Source organism: Methylobacterium sp. DB0501, assembly GCF_011043735.1.
Taxonomy (GTDB): domain Bacteria; phylum Pseudomonadota; class Alphaproteobacteria; order Rhizobiales; family Beijerinckiaceae; genus Methylobacterium; species Methylobacterium alsaeris.
This window is the reverse complement of the sequence record NZ_JAAKGV010000010.1, coordinates 79,842-101,665: the sequence shown is the minus strand read 5'-3', so window position 1 is coordinate 101,665 and position 21,824 is coordinate 79,842. Positions and strand designations below refer to the sequence as shown.

General features: G+C 69.8%; 23 protein-coding genes. 11 read left to right on the top strand and 12 right to left on the bottom strand.

Features of this window, described 5'->3' with window-relative positions; genetic code table 11:
* Window positions 1–61: 61 nt before the first annotated feature.
* The 9 genes from rpe to G4G93_RS16275 all read right to left on the bottom strand — a co-directional run bounded on the left by rpe (window position 62) and on the right by G4G93_RS16275 (window position 7,593).
* Window positions 62–745 (bottom strand): ribulose-phosphate 3-epimerase, encoded by a 684-nt coding sequence (gene rpe / locus G4G93_RS16315; RefSeq protein ID WP_165085552.1) that lies wholly within the window; start codon window positions 743–745, stop codon window positions 62–64.
* Window positions 746–824: 79 nt separating this feature from the next.
* The gene (gene infA, locus G4G93_RS16310; protein WP_048429304.1) at window positions 825–1,103 is read right to left on the bottom strand and encodes a translation initiation factor IF-1; all 279 of its coding nucleotides are present in this window, start codon (window positions 1,101–1,103) and stop codon (window positions 825–827) included.
* A gap of 251 nt (window positions 1,104–1,354) precedes the next feature.
* A complete protein-coding gene (locus G4G93_RS16305; RefSeq protein WP_165085551.1) occupies window positions 1,355–2,482 on the bottom strand; it encodes a branched-chain amino acid ABC transporter substrate-binding protein in 1,128 nt (375 codons plus the stop codon).
* A 154-nt stretch (window positions 2,483–2,636) separates the two neighbouring features.
* Window positions 2,637–2,990, bottom strand: a complete 354-nt coding sequence (locus G4G93_RS16300) for a DUF6867 family protein (RefSeq protein ID WP_165085549.1) — start codon at window positions 2,988–2,990, stop codon at window positions 2,637–2,639.
* Window positions 2,990–3,772 carry an ABC transporter ATP-binding protein gene (locus tag G4G93_RS16295; RefSeq protein WP_312892039.1) on the bottom strand — a complete coding sequence of 261 codons (783 nt, stop codon included), beginning with the start codon at window positions 3,770–3,772 and terminating at the stop codon, window positions 2,990–2,992. Before G4G93_RS16295 ends, G4G93_RS16300 begins: the two co-directional genes overlap by 1 nt.
* Window positions 3,769–4,383 (bottom strand): LysE family translocator, encoded by a 615-nt coding sequence (locus G4G93_RS16290; RefSeq protein WP_165085548.1) that lies wholly within the window; start codon window positions 4,381–4,383, stop codon window positions 3,769–3,771. Before G4G93_RS16290 ends, G4G93_RS16295 begins: the two co-directional genes overlap by 4 nt.
* Window positions 4,380–5,255: an ABC transporter ATP-binding protein gene (locus G4G93_RS16285; RefSeq protein WP_281409703.1), complete on the bottom strand. Its 876-nt coding sequence runs from the start codon at window positions 5,253–5,255 to the stop codon at window positions 4,380–4,382. Before G4G93_RS16285 ends, G4G93_RS16290 begins: the two co-directional genes overlap by 4 nt.
* Window positions 5,255–6,673 carry a high-affinity branched-chain amino acid ABC transporter permease LivM gene (gene livM, locus G4G93_RS16280; RefSeq protein ID WP_165085546.1) on the bottom strand — a complete coding sequence of 473 codons (1,419 nt, stop codon included), beginning with the start codon at window positions 6,671–6,673 and terminating at the stop codon, window positions 5,255–5,257. The genes G4G93_RS16285 and livM overlap by 1 nt, the downstream gene beginning before the upstream one ends.
* Window positions 6,673–7,593 carry a branched-chain amino acid ABC transporter permease gene (locus G4G93_RS16275; protein WP_165085544.1) on the bottom strand — a complete coding sequence of 307 codons (921 nt, stop codon included), beginning with the start codon at window positions 7,591–7,593 and terminating at the stop codon, window positions 6,673–6,675. Before G4G93_RS16275 ends, livM begins: the two co-directional genes overlap by 1 nt.
* Before the next feature lie 225 nt (window positions 7,594–7,818).
* Here G4G93_RS16275 and G4G93_RS16270 point away from each other — a divergent pair, with 225 nt between their 5' ends.
* The 10 genes from G4G93_RS16270 to G4G93_RS16225 all read left to right on the top strand — a co-directional run bounded on the left by G4G93_RS16270 (window position 7,819) and on the right by G4G93_RS16225 (window position 17,603).
* A complete protein-coding gene (locus tag G4G93_RS16270) occupies window positions 7,819–8,295 on the top strand; it encodes a CoxG family protein (RefSeq protein ID WP_165085543.1) in 477 nt (158 codons plus the stop codon).
* A gap of 240 nt (window positions 8,296–8,535) precedes the next feature.
* Window positions 8,536–9,030: a (2Fe-2S)-binding protein gene (locus G4G93_RS16265; RefSeq protein WP_165085541.1), complete on the top strand. Its 495-nt coding sequence runs from the start codon at window positions 8,536–8,538 to the stop codon at window positions 9,028–9,030.
* Window positions 9,031–9,343: 313 nt separating this feature from the next.
* Entirely contained in the window at window positions 9,344–11,713 is a 2,370-nt protein-coding gene (locus tag G4G93_RS16260; RefSeq protein ID WP_165085540.1) for a xanthine dehydrogenase family protein molybdopterin-binding subunit, read from the top strand.
* Between the two features lie 19 nt (window positions 11,714–11,732).
* Window positions 11,733–12,533 (top strand): FAD binding domain-containing protein, encoded by an 801-nt coding sequence (locus tag G4G93_RS16255; protein WP_165085538.1) that lies wholly within the window; start codon window positions 11,733–11,735, stop codon window positions 12,531–12,533.
* A 280-nt stretch (window positions 12,534–12,813) separates the two neighbouring features.
* Entirely contained in the window at window positions 12,814–13,716 is a 903-nt protein-coding gene (locus tag G4G93_RS16250) for an AAA family ATPase (protein WP_165085536.1), read from the top strand.
* Window positions 13,713–14,921 (top strand): vWA domain-containing protein, encoded by a 1,209-nt coding sequence (locus G4G93_RS16245; RefSeq protein WP_165085535.1) that lies wholly within the window; start codon window positions 13,713–13,715, stop codon window positions 14,919–14,921. Before G4G93_RS16250 ends, G4G93_RS16245 begins: the two co-directional genes overlap by 4 nt.
* A 46-nt stretch (window positions 14,922–14,967) precedes the next feature.
* The gene (locus tag G4G93_RS16240) at window positions 14,968–15,291 is read left to right on the top strand and encodes an XdhC family protein (RefSeq protein ID WP_048452524.1); all 324 of its coding nucleotides are present in this window, start codon (window positions 14,968–14,970) and stop codon (window positions 15,289–15,291) included.
* On the top strand, window positions 15,288–15,986 hold the full coding sequence (locus G4G93_RS16235) for an XdhC family protein (protein ID WP_165085533.1): 699 nt from the start codon (window positions 15,288–15,290) through the stop codon (window positions 15,984–15,986). The genes G4G93_RS16240 and G4G93_RS16235 overlap by 4 nt, the downstream gene beginning before the upstream one ends.
* On the top strand, window positions 15,983–17,017 hold the full coding sequence (locus G4G93_RS16230) for a molybdopterin-binding protein (RefSeq protein ID WP_165085532.1): 1,035 nt from the start codon (window positions 15,983–15,985) through the stop codon (window positions 17,015–17,017). The genes G4G93_RS16235 and G4G93_RS16230 overlap by 4 nt, the downstream gene beginning before the upstream one ends.
* Window positions 17,010–17,603: an NTP transferase domain-containing protein gene (locus G4G93_RS16225; protein WP_165085530.1), complete on the top strand. Its 594-nt coding sequence runs from the start codon at window positions 17,010–17,012 to the stop codon at window positions 17,601–17,603. Before G4G93_RS16230 ends, G4G93_RS16225 begins: the two co-directional genes overlap by 8 nt.
* Window positions 17,604–17,893: 290 nt before the next feature.
* Here the strand turns inward: G4G93_RS16225 and G4G93_RS16220 are convergent, their stop codons facing one another.
* Window positions 17,894–18,520, bottom strand: coding sequence for an exopolysaccharide biosynthesis protein (locus tag G4G93_RS16220; RefSeq protein WP_312892036.1), 627 nt, complete (start codon window positions 18,518–18,520; stop codon window positions 17,894–17,896).
* A 340-nt stretch (window positions 18,521–18,860) separates the two neighbouring features.
* The gene (locus tag G4G93_RS16215) at window positions 18,861–19,130 is read right to left on the bottom strand and encodes an usg protein (protein WP_165085529.1); all 270 of its coding nucleotides are present in this window, start codon (window positions 19,128–19,130) and stop codon (window positions 18,861–18,863) included.
* 362 nt (window positions 19,131–19,492) lie between these two features.
* Between G4G93_RS16215 and bcsS the strand changes: the two genes are divergently transcribed.
* Complete coding sequence (gene bcsS / locus G4G93_RS16210; RefSeq protein ID WP_312892035.1) at window positions 19,493–20,266, top strand: cellulose biosynthesis protein BcsS; 774 nt, start codon at window positions 19,493–19,495, stop codon at window positions 20,264–20,266.
* Here the strand turns inward: bcsS and G4G93_RS16205 are convergent.
* Window positions 20,189–21,790: a cryptochrome/photolyase family protein gene (locus G4G93_RS16205; protein ID WP_165085525.1), complete on the bottom strand. Its 1,602-nt coding sequence runs from the start codon at window positions 21,788–21,790 to the stop codon at window positions 20,189–20,191. The two genes, bcsS and G4G93_RS16205, sit on opposite strands and share 78 nt — an antisense overlap.
* Window positions 21,791–21,824: the final 34 nt, after the last annotated feature.

Sequence of the window (21,824 nt, the reverse complement as noted above, 5' to 3'; positions counted from 1 at the left end):
AGTCCAAGACCGAGAGCAGACGGTTACCTTAGGTCAGAGAGCGTCCGCCCGCAAGCCGGATTCACACCCACTGCCCCATCGCCCCCTCCGCCGCCCGGCGGATCGCCGCGATGTTGGTGGCATAGGCCTCGCGCCCGCCCTTGAAGGTGGCCGAGCCCGCGACGAGGGCGTTCGCCCCCGCCTTCACCACCGCCGGCGCGGTCTCCGCCGTCACGCCGCCATCGACTTCGATGTCGATATCGCGGCCGGCGGTCATGGCGCGCACCCGCGACACCGTCTCGCAGACCGAGCCGATGAAGCTCTGGCCGCCGAAGCCCGGGTTGACGGTCATGCACAGCACGAGGTCGACCATGTCGAGCACCGGCTCGACGAGGCTTGCCGGCGAGCCCGGGTTGATCGCGACGCCCGCCTTCTTGCCGAGCGCCCGGATGGTCTGGAGCGAACGGTGGAGATGGGGACCGGCCTCGGCATGAACCGTGATGATGTCGGCGCCGGCCTCGGCGAAGGCCTCCAGGTACGGATCGGCCGGGGCGATCATCAGGTGGACGTCGAACACGGCTTTGGTGTGCGGGCGGAGCGCCTTCACCACCACCGGGCCGAAGGTGATGTTGGGCACGAAATGGCCGTCCATCACGTCGATATGGACCCAGTCGGCCCCGGCCGCGACCACGTCGCGGACCTCCTCGCCGAGCCGCGCGAAGTCGGCCGAGAGGATCGAGGGGGCGATCACCAGGGGACGGGTCATGGGAGGCCTCATCAGATGCGCAAAAGGCCAGGGTTCTCACCCCAGCCCCGCGCAGACATCGGTCTTGATAGAGGAAGGATCAGCGCCGGCGGAACTGGCTGCCGCCGCGGAACGGCGGGCGCGGGCCCGAGGAGCGCTCGTCCTTGTGGCGGAACACCAGACGGCCCTTCTCCAGGTCGTAGGGCGACATCTCGACGGTGACCCGGTCTCCGGCCAGAGTCTTGATGCGGTTCTTCTTCATCTTGCCGGCCGTGTAAGCCACGATCTCGTGGCCCTGGTCGAGCTGCACGCGGTACCGTGCGTCCGGCAGGATCTCGAGCACGAGACCGTCGAACTGCATCAACTCTTCTTTCGCCATTCACACTCTCCACCCGGGTCGCCGTCGCGGTCGACGCCACCGGGAGTCATTTTCATCGATTGATCGCGACGCGGCCGGCCGTACGGGTGCTCGGCCGAGATGCCGGGCGCGCTGATGGCCTTCTAACGCTCGCTGTGCATGTAAGGTGAGGCGAAGGGACGCGCAAGCCGCGCGGGTGACGCACGCACGGCTTCGTCAACGGAAAAAGGCCCGGCGCGCGAGGCGCCGGGCCGATTCGGCCGGTCCGCGTGTTATTGGGTCAGCTCGTTGCCGGTGTAGTCGATCCGGCCGTCATTGCCCTTCTTCCACATGTACATCACGTAGTCGGGACGGGTGATGTCACCCTTCTTGTCGTACGAGATGTCGCCGATCACGGTCTTGAACGGCTTGCCCTCGTGCATGTAGGCCGCGACCTTCTTGCCGTCGGTCGACTTGGTGGCCTCCATGGCGTCCTTCAGGATCTGGACGGCGGCGTAGGAGTAGAGGGTGTAGGCCTCGGGGTCGATGTTCTTGGCCTTGAAGGCCGCGACCACGTCCTTGGCGTTGGGGTTCTTGCGGGCATCCGGCGAGAAGGTCATCAGCGTCCCGTCGGCGCCCGGGCCGGCGATCTGGGCGAATTCCTTGTCGGTGATGCCGTCGCCGCTCATCAGCGGGGCGTTGAGGCCCTGGTCGCGCATCTGGCGCACGATCAGGCCGGCCTCGGTGTGCAGGCCGCCATAATAGACCACGTCGGCCTTGGCCTGCTTCAGCTTCGAGACGAGGGCCGAATAATCCTTCTCGCCCGGGTTGATGCCCTCGAACAGCACGTCCTTGCCGCCCTTGGCCTTCAGCGCCTTCAGGGTCTCGTCGGCGAGCCCGCGGCCGTACGGAGTCTTGTCGTGCACGAAGGCGACGTTCTTGCCCTTGAACTTCTCGGCGAGCCAGGCGCCGGCGACCGCGCCCTGCTGGTCGTCGCGGCCGCAGGTGCGGAACGTGTTCCACAGCTTGCGGTCGGTGTATTTCGGGTTGGTCGAGGCCGGGGTGATCTCGACGATGCCGGACTCGGCGTAGACGTCGGAGGCCGGGATCGAGACGCCGGAGTTGAAGTGGCCGACCACGGCCTTCACGCCCTCGGCGGCGAACTTGTTGGCGACCGACACGCCCTGCTTCGGGTCGGAGGCGTCGTCGCCGATGACCAGGACGATCTTCTGGCCGTTGATGCCGCCGGCCTTGTTGATGTCGGCCACGGCCTGCTCGGCGCCGTTCTTGAGCTGGGCGCCGAAGGCGGCGTTGGCGCCGGTGATCGGGCCGGCCACGCCGAGCTTGATCTGGGCCTGCGCCGATCCGGCCCAGGCGAAGGTGGCCGCGAGGGCGAAGCCGGCCAGTAGCGTGCGCTTCATCTCAAGTACTCCTCTGGATCGACGGTAACGTCGGGCTCGCGGGCCCTTTCGGCCGTGAGACCGGGGCGTGGGGGCCCCGGATTCGTGGACCCGGAGCCGTTCCGGCCCCGAGGTCGATTCGCACGCCCCGCGCCGACCGCGCGGGCGTAAGGTGTCAGGCGCCGGCCTTCGCCCGCCAGGAGAGCGGACCGCTGCGCTCGTAGAGCCAGCGGTACTGCGTCGTCATCTGCCGGGCGCGGGTGGCGCGGTAGCCGGCCGAGCCGATGATCAGCAGCACGATCGTGTCGACGACGTAGTAGTACGGCGACAGGAGCGTGCCCCCGAACAGGGCGTAGTGGATGAAGCGCACGGCGAAGCCGAGCAAGAGCAGCGAGACCACCGCCTGCCAGTACGGCTTCCAGCCGATCGCGATGCCGCGCCCAATCATCCAGGCCATCCAGCCGCCCATCACCACCGTGACGAGCAGGAAGAGCCAGATCGTGCTCTCCTCGTGGAGGAACCCCTGCATCAGTGCCGTCCCCCTTCGAGATAGGCGGCCTTCACCGACGGGTCGTCGAGGAGCTGCTTGCCGGTGCCCGACATCGTGATCGTGCCCGTCACCATGACGTAACCGCGATGCGCGAGCTTCAGGGCATGGTAGGCGTTCTGCTCGACGAGGAACACCGTCATGCCGTCGCGCTCGTTCAGCTCCTTGATGGCAGAGAAGATCTGCTTGACGATGAGCGGCGCCAGGCCCAGCGACGGCTCGTCGAGCAGCAGCAGCCGCGGACGGCTCATCAGGGCGCGGGCGATCGCCAGCATCTGCTGCTCGCCGCCCGACATCGTGCCGCCGCGCTGGTAGAGCCGCTCCTTGAGGCGCGGGAACATCACGCAGACCCGCTCCAGGTCCTGCTCGAAATGGGCGCCGCCATTGACGGCAGCCCCCATCTGCAGGTTCTCGTAGACGGTCATGCGCGGGAAGATCCGCCGCCCCTCCGGCGATTGCGCCAGGTTGAGCCGGGCGATCTCGTGGGTCGGCATCCGGGTGATGTCCCGGCCCGCATAGGTGATGGTGCCCTCGCGCGCCCGGGGGCTCCCGAAGATCGTCATCATCAGGGTCGACTTGCCGGCCCCGTTGGCACCGATCAGCGTGACGATCTCGCCCTCGTTGACGTCGAGATCGACGCCCTTGAGCGCGATGATGTTGCCGTAATAGGTCTTCACCCCCCGCACCGTGAGGAGCGGCGCCCGGGTGCCGGCGGCCCGGGCGCGGGTCTCGTCCACGAGGACGTTGATGCCGGCGACGCTCACGGGGTGCTCCGGGCGGCGGTGAAGCCGGCGCCGATGAGCAGGCTGCCGCCGACGCGGTTCATCAGCCGCACCCGGGAGGGGCTGGCGAAGAAGCCGCGGGCCCGCGAGGCGGCGAGCGCGTAGCCGAGGGCGTTTAGGAAGGCGAGGGCGACGAAGGTCGCCTCGAACACCACCATCTGGGTCAAGAGATCCCCTCGCGGATCGAGGAATTGCGGCAGGAACGCCACGAAGAAGGTCAGGCTCTTCGGGTTGAGCGTGGTGACGAGCCAGGAATGGGCGACCATCCGCAGGGCCGGCGCGCCGGAGCGCGGCGCGGCCTGGAACCGGCTGCCGGCCCGCCACAGCTTGATGCCGAGCCAGACCAGGTAGGCGGCGCCGCACCATTTCAGCACCGTGAACAGGGTCGCCGAGGCCGCGAGCAGCGCGCCGAGGCCGAGGAGCGACAGCGTCATGGCGGTGAGGTCGCCGAGCGCGACGCCGATCGCCGCCGGCAGGGCAGCCCGCAGGCCGCTGCCGATGGCGTAGGAGACGACGAGCAGGATCGTCGGGCCGGGGATGACCAGCAGGATCGCCGAGGAGGCCGCGAAGGCGGCCCAAGTTGTGAAGGTCATACGCCCACCTCCGCCTCGACCTGCTCCACCTCGTCGTCCTCGACGCCGAGATAGGCGGCGATGACGCTCTGGTCGCTCTGGATCTCCGACGGCGTGCCGTCGGCGATCTTGGTGCCGTAATCGAGCACCACGACGTGGTCGGAGATCTCCATCACCACCGACATGTCGTGCTCGATGAGCAGCACCGAGGTGTCGTGGTCGTCGCGGATCGCCCGCAGGAGATCGTTGAGGAGCAGCGATTCCCGCGGGTTGAGGCCGGCGGCCGGCTCGTCGAGGCAGAGCAGGACCGGATCGGTGCACATGGCGCGGGCGATCTCCAGCCGGCGCTGGTCGCCATAGGGCAGGGCGCCCGCCGGATCGTCGGCGCGGTCCATCAGCTTGATGCGCTCCAGCCACTCCTTGGCCCGCTCCAAAGCCGCCTTCTCGGCCCGGCGATAGGCGGGCAAGCCGAGCAGGCCCGCGATGGTGAAGCCGGAGGCCAGCATCAGCGGGTTGTGCTGGGCCACCAGCAGGTTCTCCAGCACGGTCATGCCGGTGAACAGGCGGATGTTCTGGAAGGTGCGGGCGACCCGCGCGTTCCGGTTCACCGCGTAGCCCGGCAACTGCTCCAGCAGGAACTCCGCGCCGTCGCGGTGGCGCAGGGTCATCATGCCTTCCGTCGGCTTGTAGAAGCCGGTGATGCAGTTGAAGACCGTGGTCTTGCCGGCGCCGTTCGGGCCGATCAGCGCCGTGATGTCGCCGCGGCCGACCCGGAACGACAGGTCGTTGACGGCGACGAGGCCGCCGAAGCGCATGGTGACGTGATCGACCGTCAGGACAGGATCGGCCATGCGGGGGGAGGCGAGGGAGGAGGGGGACATCGAGGACGACATCAGCCGTGGCCCTCCTTCACGAGGGAGCCCGAGATGCGCTTGCGCTCCTTCAGCACGATCGAGGGTGCGCGTTCCGAGATCAGGCCGCGGGGGCGCCAGATCATCATGACCACCATGGCGAGGCCGAACAGCAGCAGGCGGTACTCGTTCGGGTCGAACCCTTCGCCGAACACCGCCTTGAGGAAGCCGAGGTTGCGCAGCATCTCCGGCCCGCCGACCATCGCGACGGCCGCCACCGCCACACCGATCTGCGAGCCCATCCCGCCGAGGACCACGATCGCCAGGATGATCGCGCTCTCGAGGAAGTTGAAGCTCTCGGGGCTGACGAAGCCCTGGCGCACCGCAAAGAACGAGCCGGCAAAGCCGCCGAACATGGCGCCGAGGGCGAAGGCCGTGAGCTTGGTGTTGGTGGTGTTGATGCCGAGCGAGCGGCAGGCGATCTCGTCCTCGCGCAGGGCCTCCCAGGCCCGGCCGATCGGCAGGCGCCGCAGGCGAAGGGTGACGCCGTTGGTGATGAGCGCGAGCGCCAGGATGAGGTAGTAGAGGAAGATCACCCGGTGCATCGGGCTGAAATCGAGCCCGAACTTGGCCGCGAACCCGTCCTCGTCCGCCGTGAACGGCACCCCGAAGAAGGTGGCGCGGGGGATCGACGAGATGCCGGCGGCACCGCCCGAGAAGTCGGTCCAGTTGATGAGGACGAGGCGGATGATCTCGCCGAAGGCCAGCGTCACGATGGCGAGGTAGTCGCCGCGCAGCCGCAGGACGGGGAAGCCCAGCACCATGCCCCACAGGCCCGCGAACAGGCCGGCGAGCGGCAGGCAGACCCAGAACGACAGGCCGAACACCGTCGAGAGCAGGGCATAGGAATAGGCGCCGACCGCGTAGAACGCGACGTAGCCGAGATCGAGGAGGCCCGCGAGGCCGACCACGATGTTGAGGCCCCAGCCCAGCATCACGTAGGTGAGGATCAGGATGCCGAGGTCGATCCAGTAGCGGGACTCGCCGAGGCCCCCGGTGCCGAGCACTGCCAGCAGCGGGAAGGCGAGCGTCACGCCGAGGAAGGCCGGCAGGGCGTAGGTGGAGAGTTTCTGCGAGGCGTTCGGCTCGGCGTGGACCGCCTCCGTCGCCTGGGTCGGCGAGGGAGTCAGGGCCCGCCGGGCGTCGCGGTTGGCGAGGATCAGCCGTTGCGCCAGCCGTGCCACGAAGACGATGCCGCACAGGATCGCGACGAGGCCCCAGCGCGGCACGAGGTCGAGGGCGGAGGTCTGGCTCAGATCGGTACGGAAGGCGACGATCGGGAAGCAGAGACCGAAGGTGACGAGCGCGAACAGCGCCGCGTCCTTGACGATCGCCGTCATGTCGGTGGCGGCGCGGTCGGCGGCGCTGGGCGCCGCCAGGGTGTTGGCCGGGTTCGCCATCAGACCTTCTCGACCTCGGGCCGGCCGAGGATGCCGGACGGCATGAAGATGAGCACGATCGCGAGGATCGAGAACGCCGCCACGTCCTTGTACTCGATGGAGAAATACGCCGACCAGAAGGTTTCGACGAGGCCGATGAGCAGGCCGCCGAGCACCGCGCCGGGCAGGCTGCCGATCCCGCCGAGCACCGCCGCCGTGAAGGCCTTGACGCCGGGCGTGAAGCCGTCGGCGAAGGACACGACGCCGTAATAGAGCAGGTACATGGTGCCTGCGACCGCAGCCAGCGCCGCCCCGAGCACGAAGGTCAGCGAGATGGTGCGGTCGACGTCGATGCCGAGGAGGGCTGCCATCTTGCGGTCCTGCTCGCAGGCGCGCTGGGCCCGGCCGAGCGACGTCTTCTGCACCAGGTACCAGAACCCGGCGAGCAGCACGACCGTGGTCAGCATGATGATGATCTGCTTGTAGGAGAGCGCCACGGCGTAACCGTTATCCCCGGTCCAGAGCGTGATCACCTCCCGCATCATCGGCGGCGTGGGCTTGTTGCGGGCGCCCTGCACCACCTGGACGAAGTTCGACAGGAAGATCGAGACGCCGATCGCCGAGATCAGCGGCGCCAGGCGGAACGAGCCGCGCAGGGGCCGATAGGCGATCCGTTCGATCGCCCAGCCCCACAGGGCGGTGAGCACCATCGCGCAGATCAGGACGATCAAGAGGGCCAGCGCGATCGACGAGATGCCGAGCCAGGTCGTGACGATCAGGAACATGATCAGCGCGATGAAGGCCGAGAGCATGAACACGTCGCCATGGGCGAAGTTGATCATGCCGATGATACCGAACACCATCGTGTAGCCGATGGCGATGAGGCCGTAGATCGACCCCAGCGTCAGCCCGTTGATGAGCTGCTGCGCGAAGACCTCCATGCGGTCACGTTCTCCAATCGCGGGCGTCTCGCCCGGGCCTCCCTGGCCGCGCCCCGTCATCCGGGTGTCACGGCCGTCCCTTGGCGCGAGGCTTAGCAAGCACCGCACCACTCGACAATCCGGATAAGCCGGGCGGGTGTGCGAAAGCCCCGCTGGCCCTGACGCTACGGCTCCGCTACCCTCGGGGCGAAGCCTGTTTCACCATAACAAGGGAGGGGCGCCGCCATGGCGATGACGATGACCGGCGAGGTGCTGCTGCCGGCCGACCAGCAGACCGTTTGGGAAAAGCTCAACGACCCGGAGGTGCTCAAGCGCTGCATCCCGGGCTGCGAGACCCTCGAGAAGGTCGGGGACAACGAGCTCCAAGCCTCGGCCAAGATCGCCGTCGGCCCCGTCAAGGCGACCTTCAAGGGCAAGGTGACGCTCACCGACATCGACCCGCCGAACGGCTACCGCATCACCGGCGAGGGTCAGGGCGGCGTCGCGGGCTTCGCCAAGGGCGGGGCCGTTGTGCGGCTGGAGCCGGCCGAGGGCGGCCAGACCAAGATGACCTACGACGTCGAGGCCAGCGTCGGCGGCAAGATCGCCCAGCTCGGCGGGCGCCTGATCAACGGCGTCGCGAAGAAATACGCTGACAACTTCTTCGACACGTTCGCCAAGGAGGTCCAGGGCGGCACCGCGGGCGAGACTTCGGCGGCCTGAGCCGATTTTGATCGCCCGCGATCAACTTGTTGCGAGGCGAACGGCGAAGAGGACCGAAACCGGGCGAAAACGGCCGGTTTCCGCGCCAAAAAGTCGGAGCGCCGTGCCTTGACCGGCGCTTCCGGCCGGTTGACACTCGAATTCGAGAAATTCCAGAGAGGCAGGCCGGCCCGGCCACCACGAGCGACAGGGTCCGACACACAGGACCCGCGGGTCTCGGCCAGGAGGAGGACGTCACCCATGAGCGCTGTCAGCCTGACGGTGAACGGCAAGGCCGTGACCGCCGACATCGATCCGCGCACGCTGCTGGTGCAGTACCTGCGCGAGAATCTTCGTCTCACCGGCACCCATGTCGGCTGCGATACCAGCCAGTGCGGCGCCTGCGTGGTCCATCTCGACGGCGAGGCGATCAAGGCCTGCACCGTGCTCGCCGTGCAGTGCGACGGCCGGTCCGTCACCACCATCGAGGGCCTGGCCTCCGGCGGCGAGCTGCACCCGATGCAGGCGGCCTTCCGCGAGCACCACGGCCTCCAGTGCGGCTATTGCACCCCCGGCATGATCATGACCGCCGTGGATCTGGTGCGCCGCAAGGGCAATGCCCTCGACGAGCAGACCATCCGGCACGAGCTGGAGGGCAACATCTGCCGCTGCACCGGCTACCATAACATCGTCAAGGCGATCGCGTCGGGCGCCGAGAACATGGCGGCCGAGCCGCAGAAGGTCGCGGCGGAGTAGCAGCGCCGCCGCCGGCAACCCTCGCCCCCTCTGCGGGGAGGGTGCCCGGCGGAGCCGGGCGGGAGAGGGGCAGCGCGATGCTGCTCCAGGTGGCGCCCTTCCACATCGGTCGCGACCTTTTCGGAAGCGGCGTCCCCCCTCCCGGCTCGCTCCGCTCGCCACCCTCCCCCACAGAGGGGGGGGAGGCTTCACGACCTGCGCCACCCTTGAAAACGTCCGCGCCATCCGGACCACCAACGAGACGCCACTCAAGAACGAGGCCGGCCATCCTTCTGCGCCGGCCCACGAGGCCAGATCCGGGAGATTCACGCCCATGACCGCCACAGGTATCGGCGCCTCGGTGCGCCGCAAGGAAGACCAGCGCTTCATCACCGGCAAGGGCCGCTACGTCGACGATTACAACCGTCCGGGCCAGGCCTACGCCTCTTTCCTGCGCTCCCCGCACGCCCATGCCACGATCCGCGGCATCGATACCTCGGCCGCTGCGGCGATGCCGGGCGTGGTCGGCATCCTGACCGGCGAGGATCTGGCGGCCGACAAGGTCGGCGGGCTGATCTGCGGCTGGATGATCCATTCCAAGGACGGCACGCCGATGAAGGCCGGGGCGCATCCGGCCCTCGCCCAGGGCAAGGTGCGCTATGTCGGCGACCACGTCGCGGTGGTGATCGCCGAGACCCTGGCCCAGGCCAAGGACGCCGCCGAGGCGATCGTGGTCGATTACGACGTGCTGCCCGCCGTGGTCGAGACCGCCAAGGCCGCGGGCGCCGGCACGGTCGTCCACGACGTCGCGCCCGACAACACCGTCTTCAACTGGCATCTCGGCAACCAGTCCGACGTCGAGGCGGCCTTCGCCCGGGCGGCGCACGTCACCAAGCTCGACATCGTCAACAACCGGCTGGTGCCGAACCCGATCGAGCCCCGCGCGGCGGTGGGCGAGTACGACGAGGCCGAGGAGGCCTTCACCCTCTATACCACGAGCCAGAACCCGCACGTCGCGCGGCTCGTGCTCTCGGCCTTCATCGGCATCGCGCCGGAGAACAAGCTGCGGGTGGTGGCGCCGGATGTCGGCGGCGGCTTCGGCTCGAAGATCTTCATCTACGCCGAGGAGACGGTCTGCGTCTGGGCGGCGAAGAAGGTCGGCCGGCCGGTGAAATGGACCAGCGACCGCACCGAGGCGTTCCTGTGCGACGCCCACGGCCGCGACCACGTCACTCATGCCGAACTCGCGATGGACGAGGGCGGCAAGATTCTGGCCCTCAAGGTCCATACCGTCGCCAATCTCGGCGCCTACCTCTCGACCTTCTCCTCGTCGGTGCCGACCTATCTCTACGCGCCGCTGCTGTCGGGCCAGTACAACATCCCGGCGATCTACTGTGAGGTCGACGGGGTCTACACCAACACCGCGCCGGTCGACGCCTATCGCGGCGCCGGGCGGCCGGAGGCGACCTTCGTCATCGAGCGGCTGGTCGAGGTCGCGGCACGCGAGCTGAACCAGGACCCGGCGAAGTTCCGGCGCAAGAACTATATCAAGAGCTTCCCGCACCAGACGCCCGTCATCATGATGTACGATGGCGGCGACTATTCGGCTTCCCTCGACAAGGCGCTGGAGATCGCCGACCATAAGGGTTTCGCCCGGCGCCGGCGCGAGAGCGCCCGCAACGGCAAGCTGCGGGGCATCGGCTTCTCGTCCTATATCGAGGCCTGCGGCATCGCCCCGTCGCAGGCGGTGGGCTCGCTCGGCGCCGGGGTGGGCCTGTGGGAATCGGCCGAGGTGCGGGTCAACCCGACCGGCTCGATCGAGGTGCTGACCGGCTCGCACAGCCACGGCCAGGGCCACGAGACCACCTTCGCCCAGCTCGTCTCCGACCGGCTCGGCGTGCCGATCGAGAGCGTCACCATCGTGCACGGCGACACCGACAAGGTGCAGTTCGGCATGGGCACCTACGGCTCGCGCTCCGGCGCGGTCGGCATGTCGGCCATCGCCAAGGCGATCGACAAGGTGGTGGCCAAGGGCCGCAAGGTCGCCGCCTACGCGCTGGAGGCCGGCGAGGACGACATCGAGTTCAAGGACGGCCGCTTCTCGGTCGCCGGCACCGACAAGTCCCTCGCTTTCGGGGAAGTGGCGTTGCAGGCCTACGTCGCCCACAAGTTCAGCGGCGCGCAGCTCGAGCCCGGGCTGAAGGAGGGGGCGTTCTACGATCCCACCAACTTCACCTTCCCGGCCGGGATGCACATCTGCGAATTGGAGGTCGATCCCGATACCGGCGTCGTCACCATCGAGAAGTTCACGGCGGTCGACGATTTCGGCAACGTCATCAACCCGATGATCGTCGAGGGCCAGGTCCATGGCGGCATCGCCCAGGGCGTCGGACAGGCCCTGTTCGAGGGCGCGCTCTACGATTCGGACGGCCAGCTCGTGACCGCGAGCTTCATGGATTACCGCATGCCGCGCGCCGCGGATCTGCCTTCGTTCGAGGTCGGCATGACGGTGACGCCGTGCCCGTCGAATCCGCTCGGCATCAAGGGCTGCGGCGAGGCCGGCGCCATCGCGGCCCCGGCCGCGGTGATGAACGCGCTGACCGACGCGCTGGGCCACGAGAACATCGCGATGCCGGCGACACCCCTGGCAGTGTGGCGGGCCGCGCAGGCGAGCCCCCACCTGCGCCCGGAAGCCGCGGAATAAGACCAGTCTGGAGAGCATCATGTACGCTTTCGCCTATCATCAGCCGACCAGCCTCAAGGAGGCCGTGAGCCTGCTCGCCGGCGAGGACGCCAAGCTCGTCGCCGGCGGCCACACCCTGATCCCGACGATGAAGCAGCGCCTCGCCGCCCCCGGCACGCTGATCGACCTCGGCAAGGTGCCGGACCTCGTCGGCATCGAGCGCAGCCCACGCTCGATCACCATCGGCGCCATGACCACCCACGGCGCGGTGGCCGACTCGAACGACGTGAAGGAGGCGATTCCCGCTCTCGCCGAACTCGCCGCGCTCATCGGCGACCCGGCGGTGCGCCATCGCGGCACGATCGGCGGCTCGGTCGCCAACAACGATCCGGCCGCGGATTACCCGGCGGCGTGCCTCGCGCTCGGTGCCACGATCAGCACCAACAAGCGCAAGCTCGCGGCGGAGGAGTACTTCACCGGCCTGTTCGAGACGGCGCTGGAAGAGGGCGAGATCGTCACCGGCGTCTCGTTCCCGATTCCCCACAAGGCGGCCTACGAGAAGTTCCGCAACCCGGCCTCGCGCTACGCGCTCGTCGGCGTGTTCGTCGCCAAGCGCCCGAGCGACATCCGCGTGACCGTGACCGGCGCCGGCTCGAACGGGGTATTCCGCTGGACCGAGGCCGAGGAAGCCCTGGGCAAGCGCTTCGCCGCCAAGTCCCTCGAAGGCATGTCGCCCTCGGCGTCCGGCCTCAACAGCGACATCCATGCCGATGCCGATTACCGGGCCCACCTGATCGGCGTGATGGCGCGGCGCGCGGTGCAGAAGGCGGCGGATCGGTAATCGGTCAGACGCGACGCCACTCGGAACCCTCCCCCCTCTGCGGGGGAGGGTGCCCCACGGAGTGGAACGGGAGAGGGGCAGCGCGACGCCGATCCAGGGGGGCGCCCTTCAGAATGGTCGCACCCTCTCCGGACACCGGGTTCCCCTCTCCCGACCCCTGCTGACGCAGGCCCCCCGCAAAGGGGGAGGGACTGGATCGGCGCGGTTCCGCTCCAATATCCATCGTCACCGCAAAGACCCCGGCGGACGCCCGCCTCCCGCGAGAAGCCCCCTCCGCCGAATGACTCTCCCCACCTCCATCGACGCCACCCAGGCGCTGCTCGCCTCCGCCGGCTACGTCGCCGACCGGGCGCTTTCCACCGTGGTGTTCCTGTCGCTCAAGCTGCAACGGCCGCTCTTCCTCGAAGGCGAGGCCGGGGTCGGCAAGACCGAGATCGCCAAGGTGCTGGCGAAATCCCTCGGCCGGCCGCTGATCCGGCTGCAATGCTACGAGGGGCTCGACGTCGCGGCCGCTGTCTACGAGTGGAACTATGCCGGCCAGATGATGGCGATCCGGCTCGCCGAGGCCGGGGGTGCCGTCGACCGCGAGCGACTGGAATCGGAGCTGTTTTCCGAGCGCTACCTGATCCGCCGGCCGCTGCTCCAGGCGCTGGAGCCGGGAGCGGGCGGGGCGCCGGTGCTGCTGATCGACGAACTCGACCGCACCGACGAGGCCTTCGAGGCCTTCCTGCTCGAAGTGCTGTCGGACTTCCAGGTCACGATCCCCGAACTCGGCACCATCCGCGCGCCGGAGCCCCCTCTCGTCATCCTGACCTCGAACCGCACCCGCGAGATTCACGACGCGCTCAAGCGCCGCTGCCTCTACCACTGGGTCGATTACCCGGATGCGGAGCGCGAGTTGCAGATCCTGCGCACGCGCCTGCCGCACGCGCCGGAGGCCCTGTCACGCCAGGTCGTCGCCTTCGTGCAGGCGATCCGCAAGGAAGACCTGTTCAAGGCGCCGGGCGTCGCCGAGACGCTGGACTGGGCCACCGCCCTCGTCGAGCTCGACGCCGTCGCGCTCGATCCGACGCTCGTCATCGACACGCTCGGCGTGCTGCTGAAATACCAGGACGACATCCAGGCGATGCAGGGCGGACGCGCCAAGGCGCTCCTCGACGAGGTGCGGTCCTCCGCCGGATGAGCGACGCGCCCGCGGGCTCCGGCCGGCTCCCGGACAACATCGCGTATTTCGCCCGGGCCCTGCGCGCCGCCGGCGTGCCGGTGGGGCCCGGCGACGTGATCGACGCCGTCGAGGCGGTCGAGGCCGCAGGCATCGGCAGCCGCGAGGATTTCTACTGGACCCTGCACGCGGTGCTGGTGCGTCGGCGCGAGCACTCGACCCTGTTCGCCGAAGCCTTCCGGCTATTCTGGCGCCGGCGCGACCTCATCGAGAAGATGATCGCCCAGATGTCGCCGGTCGCGCCCGACAAGGCGCCGCCGAAACCCCCGAATGCCGGGGCCCTGCGCGTGCAGGAGGCCCTGTCGCCGAAGTCCGAGCGGCCCAAGCCCAAGGTGACCGAGGAGGACCTGACCACCGTCACCCTGTCGGTGTCGCAGGCCGAGGTACTGAAGGCCAAGGACTTCGCCCAGATGAGCACCGAGGAGGTGGCGCAGGCCCGCCGGCTCATCGCGGGCCTGCGGCTCCCGGACGACGCCACCCGGACCCGCCGGTTCGAGGCGCGGCCGCGCGGGCGCATCGATCCCCGTCGCAGCTTCCAGCGCACGGTGCGGGCCGGCGGCGCCATCGACCTCGCCTTCCGGGCGCCACGGGAGCGGCCGCCGCCGATCGTGGCGCTCTGCGACATCTCCGGCTCGATGGCGGAGTATTCCCGGCTGTTCCTGCATTTCCTGCACGCCATGAGCGAGCAGCGGAAGGTGCACAGCTTTGTCTTCGCGACGCGGCTCACCAACATCACCCGGGAGCTGACCCGCCGCGACCCCGACGAGGCGCTGGCCCGCGCCAGTGCCCGGGCGCAGGACTGGGAAGGCGGCACCCGCATCGCCGAGGCCCTGCACCTGTTCAACCGGCACTGGTCGCGCCGGGTGCTTGGCGGCGGCGCCGTGGTGCTGCTGTTCACCGACGGCCTGGAACGCGAGGTGACGCCGGAACTGACGCACGAGATGGATCGCCTGCGGCGCTCGTGCCGGCGGCTGGTCTGGCTCAACCCGCTCTTGCGCTTCGAGGGGTTTTCCGCCCGCGCCAGCGGCATCCGGGCGATGCTGCCCCATGTCGACGATTTCCGGCCGATCCACAGCCTGTCGGCGATGGCCGATCTCTGCCGCGCGCTCGGCGCGCACCAGCCGCGCGGCCGCGAGCCGAAGGCGTGGTTGCGCGCGGCGGGCTAAGTCCTAACTTCTGCGGCGGGGCTGAAGGCCCCGGAGAACTCGTCCGATGCTGTCGACAGACACCGACATCCTCGCCACCGCCGAGGCCTGGCGCGAAGCCGGCCGCGGCGTGGCCCTCGCCACCGTGATCGAGACCTGGGGCTCGGCTCCGCGCCCGGTCGGCTCGCATCTGATCATCGACCAGGAGGGCAACTTCCTCGGCTCGGTCTCGGGCGGCTGCGTCGAGGGCGCAGTCATCGCCGAGGCCGCAGACGTGATCGAGGACGGCAAGCCCCGGGTGCTCGAATTCGGCGTCGCCGACGAGACCGCCTGGCGGGTCGGCCTGTCCTGCGGCGGGCGCATCCGCGTGCTGGTCGAGCCGGTCGCGTGAAGCTCGACATCCTGCGGGACATGAACCGGGAGCGCGCCGCCCGCCGCGCCGTCATCCTGGTCACCGACACCGCCGACGGCAGCCAGCGCCTGGTGCGCGAGGCGGAGGCCGGGCACGATCCGCTGGCGACGGAGCTGGCGGCCCGGTTCCGCTCCGGGAAGAGTGGGATCGTCGAGGCCGAGGGCCGGTCGCTGTTCCTGACGGTCCAGGTGCCGCCGCCGCGGCTCGTGGTGATCGGCGCCGTCCATATCAGCCAGGCGCTGGCCCCGATGGCGCAGGCGACCGAGCTCGACGTCGCGATCATCGACCCGCGCACCGCCTTCGCGACGCCGGAGCGGTTTCCCGGCGTGCCGCTGCTGGCGCTGTGGCCCGACGACGCCCTGGCGCAGCTGCCGCCGCTCGACCGCTACACCGCGCTCGCAGCCCTGACCCACGACCCGAAGATCGACGATCCGGCGCTGATCGCGGCGCTCAGGGCCGAGTGCTTCTATGTCGGGGCGCTCGGCTCGCGGAAGACCCATGGCAAGCGCGTCGAGCGCCTCACGGCCGCCGGTCTGACGCATGAGCAGATCGCCCGGATCGCCGCCCCGATCGGCCTCGATATCGGCGCGGTCAGCCCGGCCGAGATCGCCGTCTCGGTGCTGGCCCAGGTGATCGCGGCCCTACGGCAGGATCGCCGCCGGGCTCCCGCATGAAGTTCGGCCCGGTTCCCATCGCGGAGGCCGCCGGCCTGATCGCTGCCCATTCGGTGCGCGCCGGCGAGGCCGTGGTGAAGAAGGGCCGGGTGATCGGCGCCGACGAGGCCGCGCGTCTGGCCGAGGCCGGAATCGCCGCGGTGGTGGCGGTGGCGCTCGAACCGGGCGATGTCGGGGAGGACGCGGCGGCCGAGCGGCTCGCGGCGGCGGTCGCCGGTCCGGGCGTCGCGGTCGAGCCGCCCTTCACCGGCCGGGCCAACCTCCACGCGTCGCGAGCCGGCCTGCTCGTCCTCGACGAAGAGGTGATCGGCGCGGTCAACCGCATCGACGAGGCCGTGACCCTCGCGACCCTGGTGCCGTTCAAGCCGGTGGTGCCCGGCGAGATGGTCGGTACCGTCAAGATCATCCCCTACGCGGTGCCGGGCGCGGTGCTCGATCGGGCGCTCGCGGCCGCCGCGCCGGCAATCCGGATCGCGCCCTATCGGCTGACCCGGGTCGTGGCGATCTCGACCCTGCTGCCCGGCCTGAAGGCGAGCGTCGTCGACAAGACGCTTCGCACCCTCGAGGCGCGGCTGGCCCCCGCCGGCGCTGGCCTCGTCGGCGAGGTGCGGGTGCCGCACGAGGCCGGCGCCGTGGCGCGCGCCCTGCGCGACGCGGTCGAGCGCGACGGTGCGGAACTCGCCGTGGTGTTCGGCGCCTCGGCCATCGCCGACCGGCGCGACGTGATCCCGGCCGGAATCGAGGCGGCGGGCGGCCGCGTCGACCATCTCGGCATGCCGGTCGATCCCGGCAACCTGCTGCTGCTCGGCCGTCTGGGCCAGGAATCGTCCAATCCCACGCCGGTGATCGGCGCGCCCGGCTGCGCCCGATCGCCGAAGGAGAACGGCTTCGACTGGGTGTTGCAGCGGCTGCTCGCCGGTCTTCCCGTCACCCGCGACGACATCGTCGGGTTCGGGGTTGGCGGGCTCCTGATGGAGATCGTATCGCGGCCCCAGCCGCGGGGCGGCGGTGAGAGCGCCGACGATGCCTGAGGCGGTCGGCACGGTCCTGCTGGCGGCCGGTCGCGGCACCCGCTTCGGCGCGAGCCCGAAGCTCCTGAGCCCTCTCGACGGCAAGCCCCTGGTACGCCATGCGGCCGAGGCTGCCCTTGCGGCAGGTCTCGGGCCGGTGGTCGCGGTGCTCGGCCATGCGGGCGGGGAGGTGCGGGCGGCGCTCGGCGGCCTGGACCTGATCCTCGTCGAGAATCCCGATTACGCTGCGGGCCTGTCGACCTCGCTCCGCGCCGGGCTCGGCGCTCTGCCGGACGATGTCGCAGCGTCGCTGGTGCTGCTCGGTGACATGCCGCGGGTCGGGTCCGGGCTGCTGGTGCGGCTCGCCGAGGCGTTCCGCGGGGCCGCGGTCGCTCCCTCCGCGGTCGTGCCGGTGCGGGACGGCCGGCGCGGCAACCCGGTCCTGCTCAACCGCCGCCTGCTCGCCGACGGTCTCGCCGGCCTCACCGGCGACCGGGGCGCCGGCCCGCTGCTGGCCCGGCGTGGCGACGTCCTGGAATTGCCGGTGGAGGATCCGGGGATCCTGGTCGACGTGGATACGCCGGCGGCATTGGCGGAACTGTCCTGAGACGGCCCTGAGGCACCGGTCATCCGACCGACGGCGACGCCGGGGAATCGTCTCCCGAGCGAAACAGCCTGTCGTGCCGATCATGACCGGGCCGATACCCGCCCCGTCATACGACATCCGACCGATTGCTTCGCAATGCGGATTGCGGCGTCGGTCAGACGCCGAGCGGGCTGGTGAGACGATGTTCCGGGCCCGCGCAACGGCGACCGGAATGATCCGGAGGGTTCGACTCTTGCCGAACGAATTCGACTCTTGCCGAACGGATCCGGAAAGTCGCCGAAGCGCGATGCTTACGCCCCCGCCGCCGCCGCCGCACCCAGGTTCAGCAGCCCCATCACGGCGGTGAACACCGCATAGACGAAGCCAAGATTCAGCAGCACCCCGAGAACCCCGACGCCCAGCCCCGCCGCCACCACGATGCCGTCGCGCTCGACGAGGCCGAGGCCGACCAGGGTGACCGCGAGGCCCAGCGGGATCTGGCCGACGAGCGGAGCGGCGACGATCAGCACCAGGGAGAGCGCCAGGAGCAGAAGCCCCATCGTGCGCATCCCGATGTCGTTCTCGAACACCCGCAGCCGCGGCCGCGACCAGCGCTCCAGGCGGCGCAGCAGCGGTACCGCGCGGGACACCGCCCGCTGCAGGTCGGACCGGGCGATCGAGCGGCCGAGCAGAGCCCGCGGCAGCCAGGGCGCCGACATGCCGAAGGCGATCTGGGCGGCGACCAGGGCGAGGAGCAGGCCGCAGATCAGCGGAATCGGCGGCGGCATCGGCAGGCAGTTGGGCAGGCCGAGCAGCACGACGAGGAGGGCGAAGGCGCGGTCGCGCAGCACCGCCACGATGTCGCCGACGGTCAGCCGCTCGGTCTCCTGGGCGGCGAGGATGGTCAGGACCTCGGAGGTGCGGGCGAATTGGGTCACGGGGCTCTGGCCGTCCGGTGCCGGGGAGGTACCCTGGGGCGAGGGCGCGGCGCCCTCGCGGGGCACGGCGCCGGCCGCCGGCGGGGTCGCCCGGCCCCCTCTAGCCCAACCTGCCGCCCGGGCCAACCCACGGGCATGGGTGGCCGCACCCCGGTCGGCGGGGAAGCCGGCGAGGACGGGGCCGAAGCGCCGTCGCAGCGGACCGGTCGCGGAGAGGATGCGCCTGGGCATGGTTCACCGACGTGAGCGCCGCGCTCCAGGAGCGCAGCCGTGAGCGCCTCACACACGGCCAAGCGGGCAATCGTAGGGCAGCGACGAAAAAAATCGCCGCGCCCCCCGCTCAATGCAGCGTCAGCACCCCGTTCACGGCGCGGAACTCGGCCGGCTTGATCAGCTGGCAATGCGCCACCCGGACCGAGTGGAGCGGCCCGTCGAGCTCGCGCTTCCAGAAATCCAGGAAGCCGGTGAGCACCGGAAAACGCGGGGCGAGGTCGTAATCCTGCCAGACGTAGGTCTGCAGCACGCCGGGATGGTCGGGGATGCGGTAGAGGATATGGGCCGTCGTCAGGCCGTAACCCTCGATCTGCTGCCGGAACTCCTTCGAGACCATGGAACCTCCGCTCGGTTGGTGACGATCCTTCTCGGTGTCGCGCGCTTTGCCGGCCAAGCGTCCGATAAGCCAAGCGTCCGATGATGCGGTTAATCGATCCTTAATCTCAAGCGGCAACCGCGGCGAAGTCGTTGATTTTTCTCGTAATAGCAGCCTTGCGGTGCGAGTGCTGACAATCGCGGTCGGTCGAGACCCGTCGAGACCGTGCGGAGCGGCGGACGACATCGCCCGCGCGGTCCGAAAGCGATCCTGAACCGGATCTTTCCCTGTCTCGGGTGCCTGTGCGGCGGAGCCGGCTAGTTCTTGACGCAGCGTTTCATGGAAAAGATATTTCCATTGTCGCAATGCCGGGTCCGAGCGTCGTGCCTCTTCCGTCGGTTCGTCATGCCCTGCTCTGCGCCGCGGCCGGCCTCGCCTGCCCGGAAGGCTTGCGCGCCGACGAGCGGGAGGAGGTGCGGACCGTGCTGTTCGGCAGCTTGGATGCCGGCCGCTCCACCTTCCTCAGCGCCGGCGCGAAGGTCGCGCCGGACGGCGTTGCCCGCGACGGCCTCGCGGCCCTCGCCACGCTCGGCTACGGTCTGCGGACGGAGCGCGACTGGTGGGGTATGTCCCCCGGGGAGGGGGGAAGGCCGCCGCCCCGGATCCTCCGTCACACGGTGCAGGCCGGTGCGGTGGCCGGGTGGCAATGGGTGCGAGACTGGGGCGTGGCAGCCCTGTTCGCCGGGCCGGAACTCGCCTTCGAGGTGCTGGACAGCCCGGCGACCCGCAGCCTGCCGACACCGCGGTTCGGGGCCAGGGTGCAGGGCGAGCTGTGGGCCCGCCCGAGCGAGGCGACGCTCCTGACCGCGACGCTGATCGCCGGGACCGCCCGCTGGAGCGCCTGGGGGCGGGTGGCCTGGGGCGTCCGCTTGCCGGCGGGCTTTCTCGGGCAAGGGTATGTCGGGCCGGAAGCGGCGCTCTACGCCGACCGGACCGGCTACCGGAAATGGAGCCTCGGCCTGCACGCCACCGAGGTCGTGCTGCCCGTCGAGAGCCTGGCGAAGGTCGGTCTGCGCGTCTCAGCCGGCTGGGCCTACGAGGAACAGATCCGGCGACCGGGCCTCTACGGCACGCTCACCGCCTGGCTCCCCCTCTGACGCGCTCAGCGAGTCGAGGAAGCGGGCGGAATCGGCCGCGATCTCGTCGCGCCGCGCCGGCGTCATCCTGGCGAGCGTGCGGTAGGGCATCGCGAGGCGCGGGTTGCGGCTTAGGCGCTCCTCGTGGGTGATCAGGAAGTTCCAGTACAGGTAGTTGAACGGGCAGGCCTCCGGCCCGGCCTTCTTCTTCACGGCGTAGGCGCACCCGCCGCAATAATCCGACATCCGGTCGATATAGGCGCCGGACGCCGCGTAGGGTTTCGAGCCCAGAAGCCCGCCATCGGCCCACAACGCCATGCCGTGGACGTTTGGCAGCTCCACCCACTCGTAGGCGTCGGCGTAGACGACCAGGAACCACTCCTCGACCTGGGACGGCGCCAGGCCGGCGAGCAGGGCGAAATTGCCCAGCACCATCAGGCGCTGGATGTGGTGGGCGTGGGCGTACGTCCTCGTGTCGCGGATGCACTCGGCGAGGCAGGCCATCCGGGTCTCGCCCGACCAGTAGAACCACGGCAGGTCGCGGGTGGCGTTCAACGCGTTGGTCGCGGGGTAATCCGGCATCCGCGCCCAGTAGAGCCCGCGCACGTATTCGCGCCAGCCGAGGATCTGGCGGATGAACCCTTCGACGGCGTTCAGCGGCGCCGACCCGTCGCGCCAGCGTTCCTCGGCCGCCCGGCACACCTCCTCGGCATCGAGCAGGCCGAGATTGAGGGCGGGCGCGATCAGCCCGTGATAGAGAAACGGGGTGCCGGCGCGCATCGCGTCCTGATAGTCGCCGAATTCCGGCAGGCACTCGTCGAGGAAGTGCCGCAGCGCCTCGAGCGCCTCGGCCCGGGTCACCGGCCAGGCGAAGCCGTCGAGATCGCCGAAATGGTCGGGGAAGCGGCCCGCGACGAGGTCCATCACCGCCCGCGTGACCGCATCGGGCGGGAAGCGGCGGCGCTCGGGCACGGTGTGGCCGGCCGGCAGGCGGCGGCGGTTGTCGTGGTCGAAGTTCCAGCGCCCGCCGACCGGCTCGCGCCCCTCCATCAGGAAGCCGGTGCGCCGGCGCATGGCGCGGTAGAAGGTCTCCATCCGCAAGGCCTCGCGCCCCTCCGCCCAGCGGGCGAAGACCGGGCGCGGGCACAGGAAACGGGTGTCGTCACGGATCTCGACGGCTGGGCCGAGCCGGTCCTGCCACTCCCGCATCATCGCCTCGACGCGCCATTCGCCGGCTTCCGTCACGACGATCCGGTCGGGCCGGTGGCGCGCGATCGCCCGGTCAAGTTCTCCGGTGAACGACCCCGCATTGCCGGGATCGTCGAGGGCGACGTAATCGACCGCGATCCCGCGTTTCCGCAACTCGGCCGCGAAGTGACGCATGGCGGAGAAGACCAGCACCAGCTTCTGCTTGTGGTGGCGGACATAGGTCGCTTCCTCGATCACCTCGACCATCAGCACCGTGTCGGCGCCGGGATCGAGGTCGATGAGGCTGGCGAGCCGCGGATGGAGCTGGTCGCCGAGGACCGGGCGAAGGGTCCGCACGAGCCGTCAAGCCCTCGGAGCCATGCACGGGCGG

What these genes read in the sequence shown, in the direction of transcription:
- G4G93_RS16240 (WP_048452524.1), top strand. Translation starts at nt 14,968, where the DNA reads ATGCTGTCGACAGACACCGACATCCTCGCCACCGCCGAGGCCTGGCGC.
- infA (WP_048429304.1), bottom strand. Translation starts at nt 1,103, where the DNA reads ATGGCGAAAGAAGAGTTGATGCAGTTCGACGGTCTCGTGCTCGAGATC.
- rpe (WP_165085552.1), bottom strand. Translation starts at nt 745, where the DNA reads ATGACCCGTCCCCTGGTGATCGCCCCCTCGATCCTCTCGGCCGACTTC.
- G4G93_RS16225 (WP_165085530.1), top strand. Translation starts at nt 17,010, where the DNA reads ATGCCTGAGGCGGTCGGCACGGTCCTGCTGGCGGCCGGTCGCGGCACC.
- G4G93_RS16270 (WP_165085543.1), top strand. Translation starts at nt 7,819, where the DNA reads ATGGCGATGACGATGACCGGCGAGGTGCTGCTGCCGGCCGACCAGCAG.
- G4G93_RS16265 (WP_165085541.1), top strand. Translation starts at nt 8,536, where the DNA reads ATGAGCGCTGTCAGCCTGACGGTGAACGGCAAGGCCGTGACCGCCGAC.
- G4G93_RS16260 (WP_165085540.1), top strand. Translation starts at nt 9,344, where the DNA reads ATGACCGCCACAGGTATCGGCGCCTCGGTGCGCCGCAAGGAAGACCAG.
- G4G93_RS16290 (WP_165085548.1), bottom strand. Translation starts at nt 4,383, where the DNA reads ATGACCTTCACAACTTGGGCCGCCTTCGCGGCCTCCTCGGCGATCCTG.
- G4G93_RS16230 (WP_165085532.1), top strand. Translation starts at nt 15,983, where the DNA reads ATGAAGTTCGGCCCGGTTCCCATCGCGGAGGCCGCCGGCCTGATCGCT.
- G4G93_RS16245 (WP_165085535.1), top strand. Translation starts at nt 13,713, where the DNA reads ATGAGCGACGCGCCCGCGGGCTCCGGCCGGCTCCCGGACAACATCGCG.
- G4G93_RS16255 (WP_165085538.1), top strand. Translation starts at nt 11,733, where the DNA reads ATGTACGCTTTCGCCTATCATCAGCCGACCAGCCTCAAGGAGGCCGTG.
- G4G93_RS16300 (WP_165085549.1), bottom strand. Translation starts at nt 2,990, where the DNA reads ATGCAGGGGTTCCTCCACGAGGAGAGCACGATCTGGCTCTTCCTGCTC.
- G4G93_RS16275 (WP_165085544.1), bottom strand. Translation starts at nt 7,593, where the DNA reads ATGGAGGTCTTCGCGCAGCAGCTCATCAACGGGCTGACGCTGGGGTCG.
- G4G93_RS16215 (WP_165085529.1), bottom strand. Translation starts at nt 19,130, where the DNA reads ATGGTCTCGAAGGAGTTCCGGCAGCAGATCGAGGGTTACGGCCTGACG.
- G4G93_RS16305 (WP_165085551.1), bottom strand. Translation starts at nt 2,482, where the DNA reads ATGAAGCGCACGCTACTGGCCGGCTTCGCCCTCGCGGCCACCTTCGCC.
- livM (WP_165085546.1), bottom strand. Translation starts at nt 6,673, where the DNA reads ATGGCGAACCCGGCCAACACCCTGGCGGCGCCCAGCGCCGCCGACCGC.
- G4G93_RS16250 (WP_165085536.1), top strand. Translation starts at nt 12,814, where the DNA reads ATGACTCTCCCCACCTCCATCGACGCCACCCAGGCGCTGCTCGCCTCC.
- G4G93_RS16285 (WP_281409703.1), bottom strand. Translation starts at nt 5,255, where the DNA reads ATGTCGTCCTCGATGTCCCCCTCCTCCCTCGCCTCCCCCCGCATGGCC.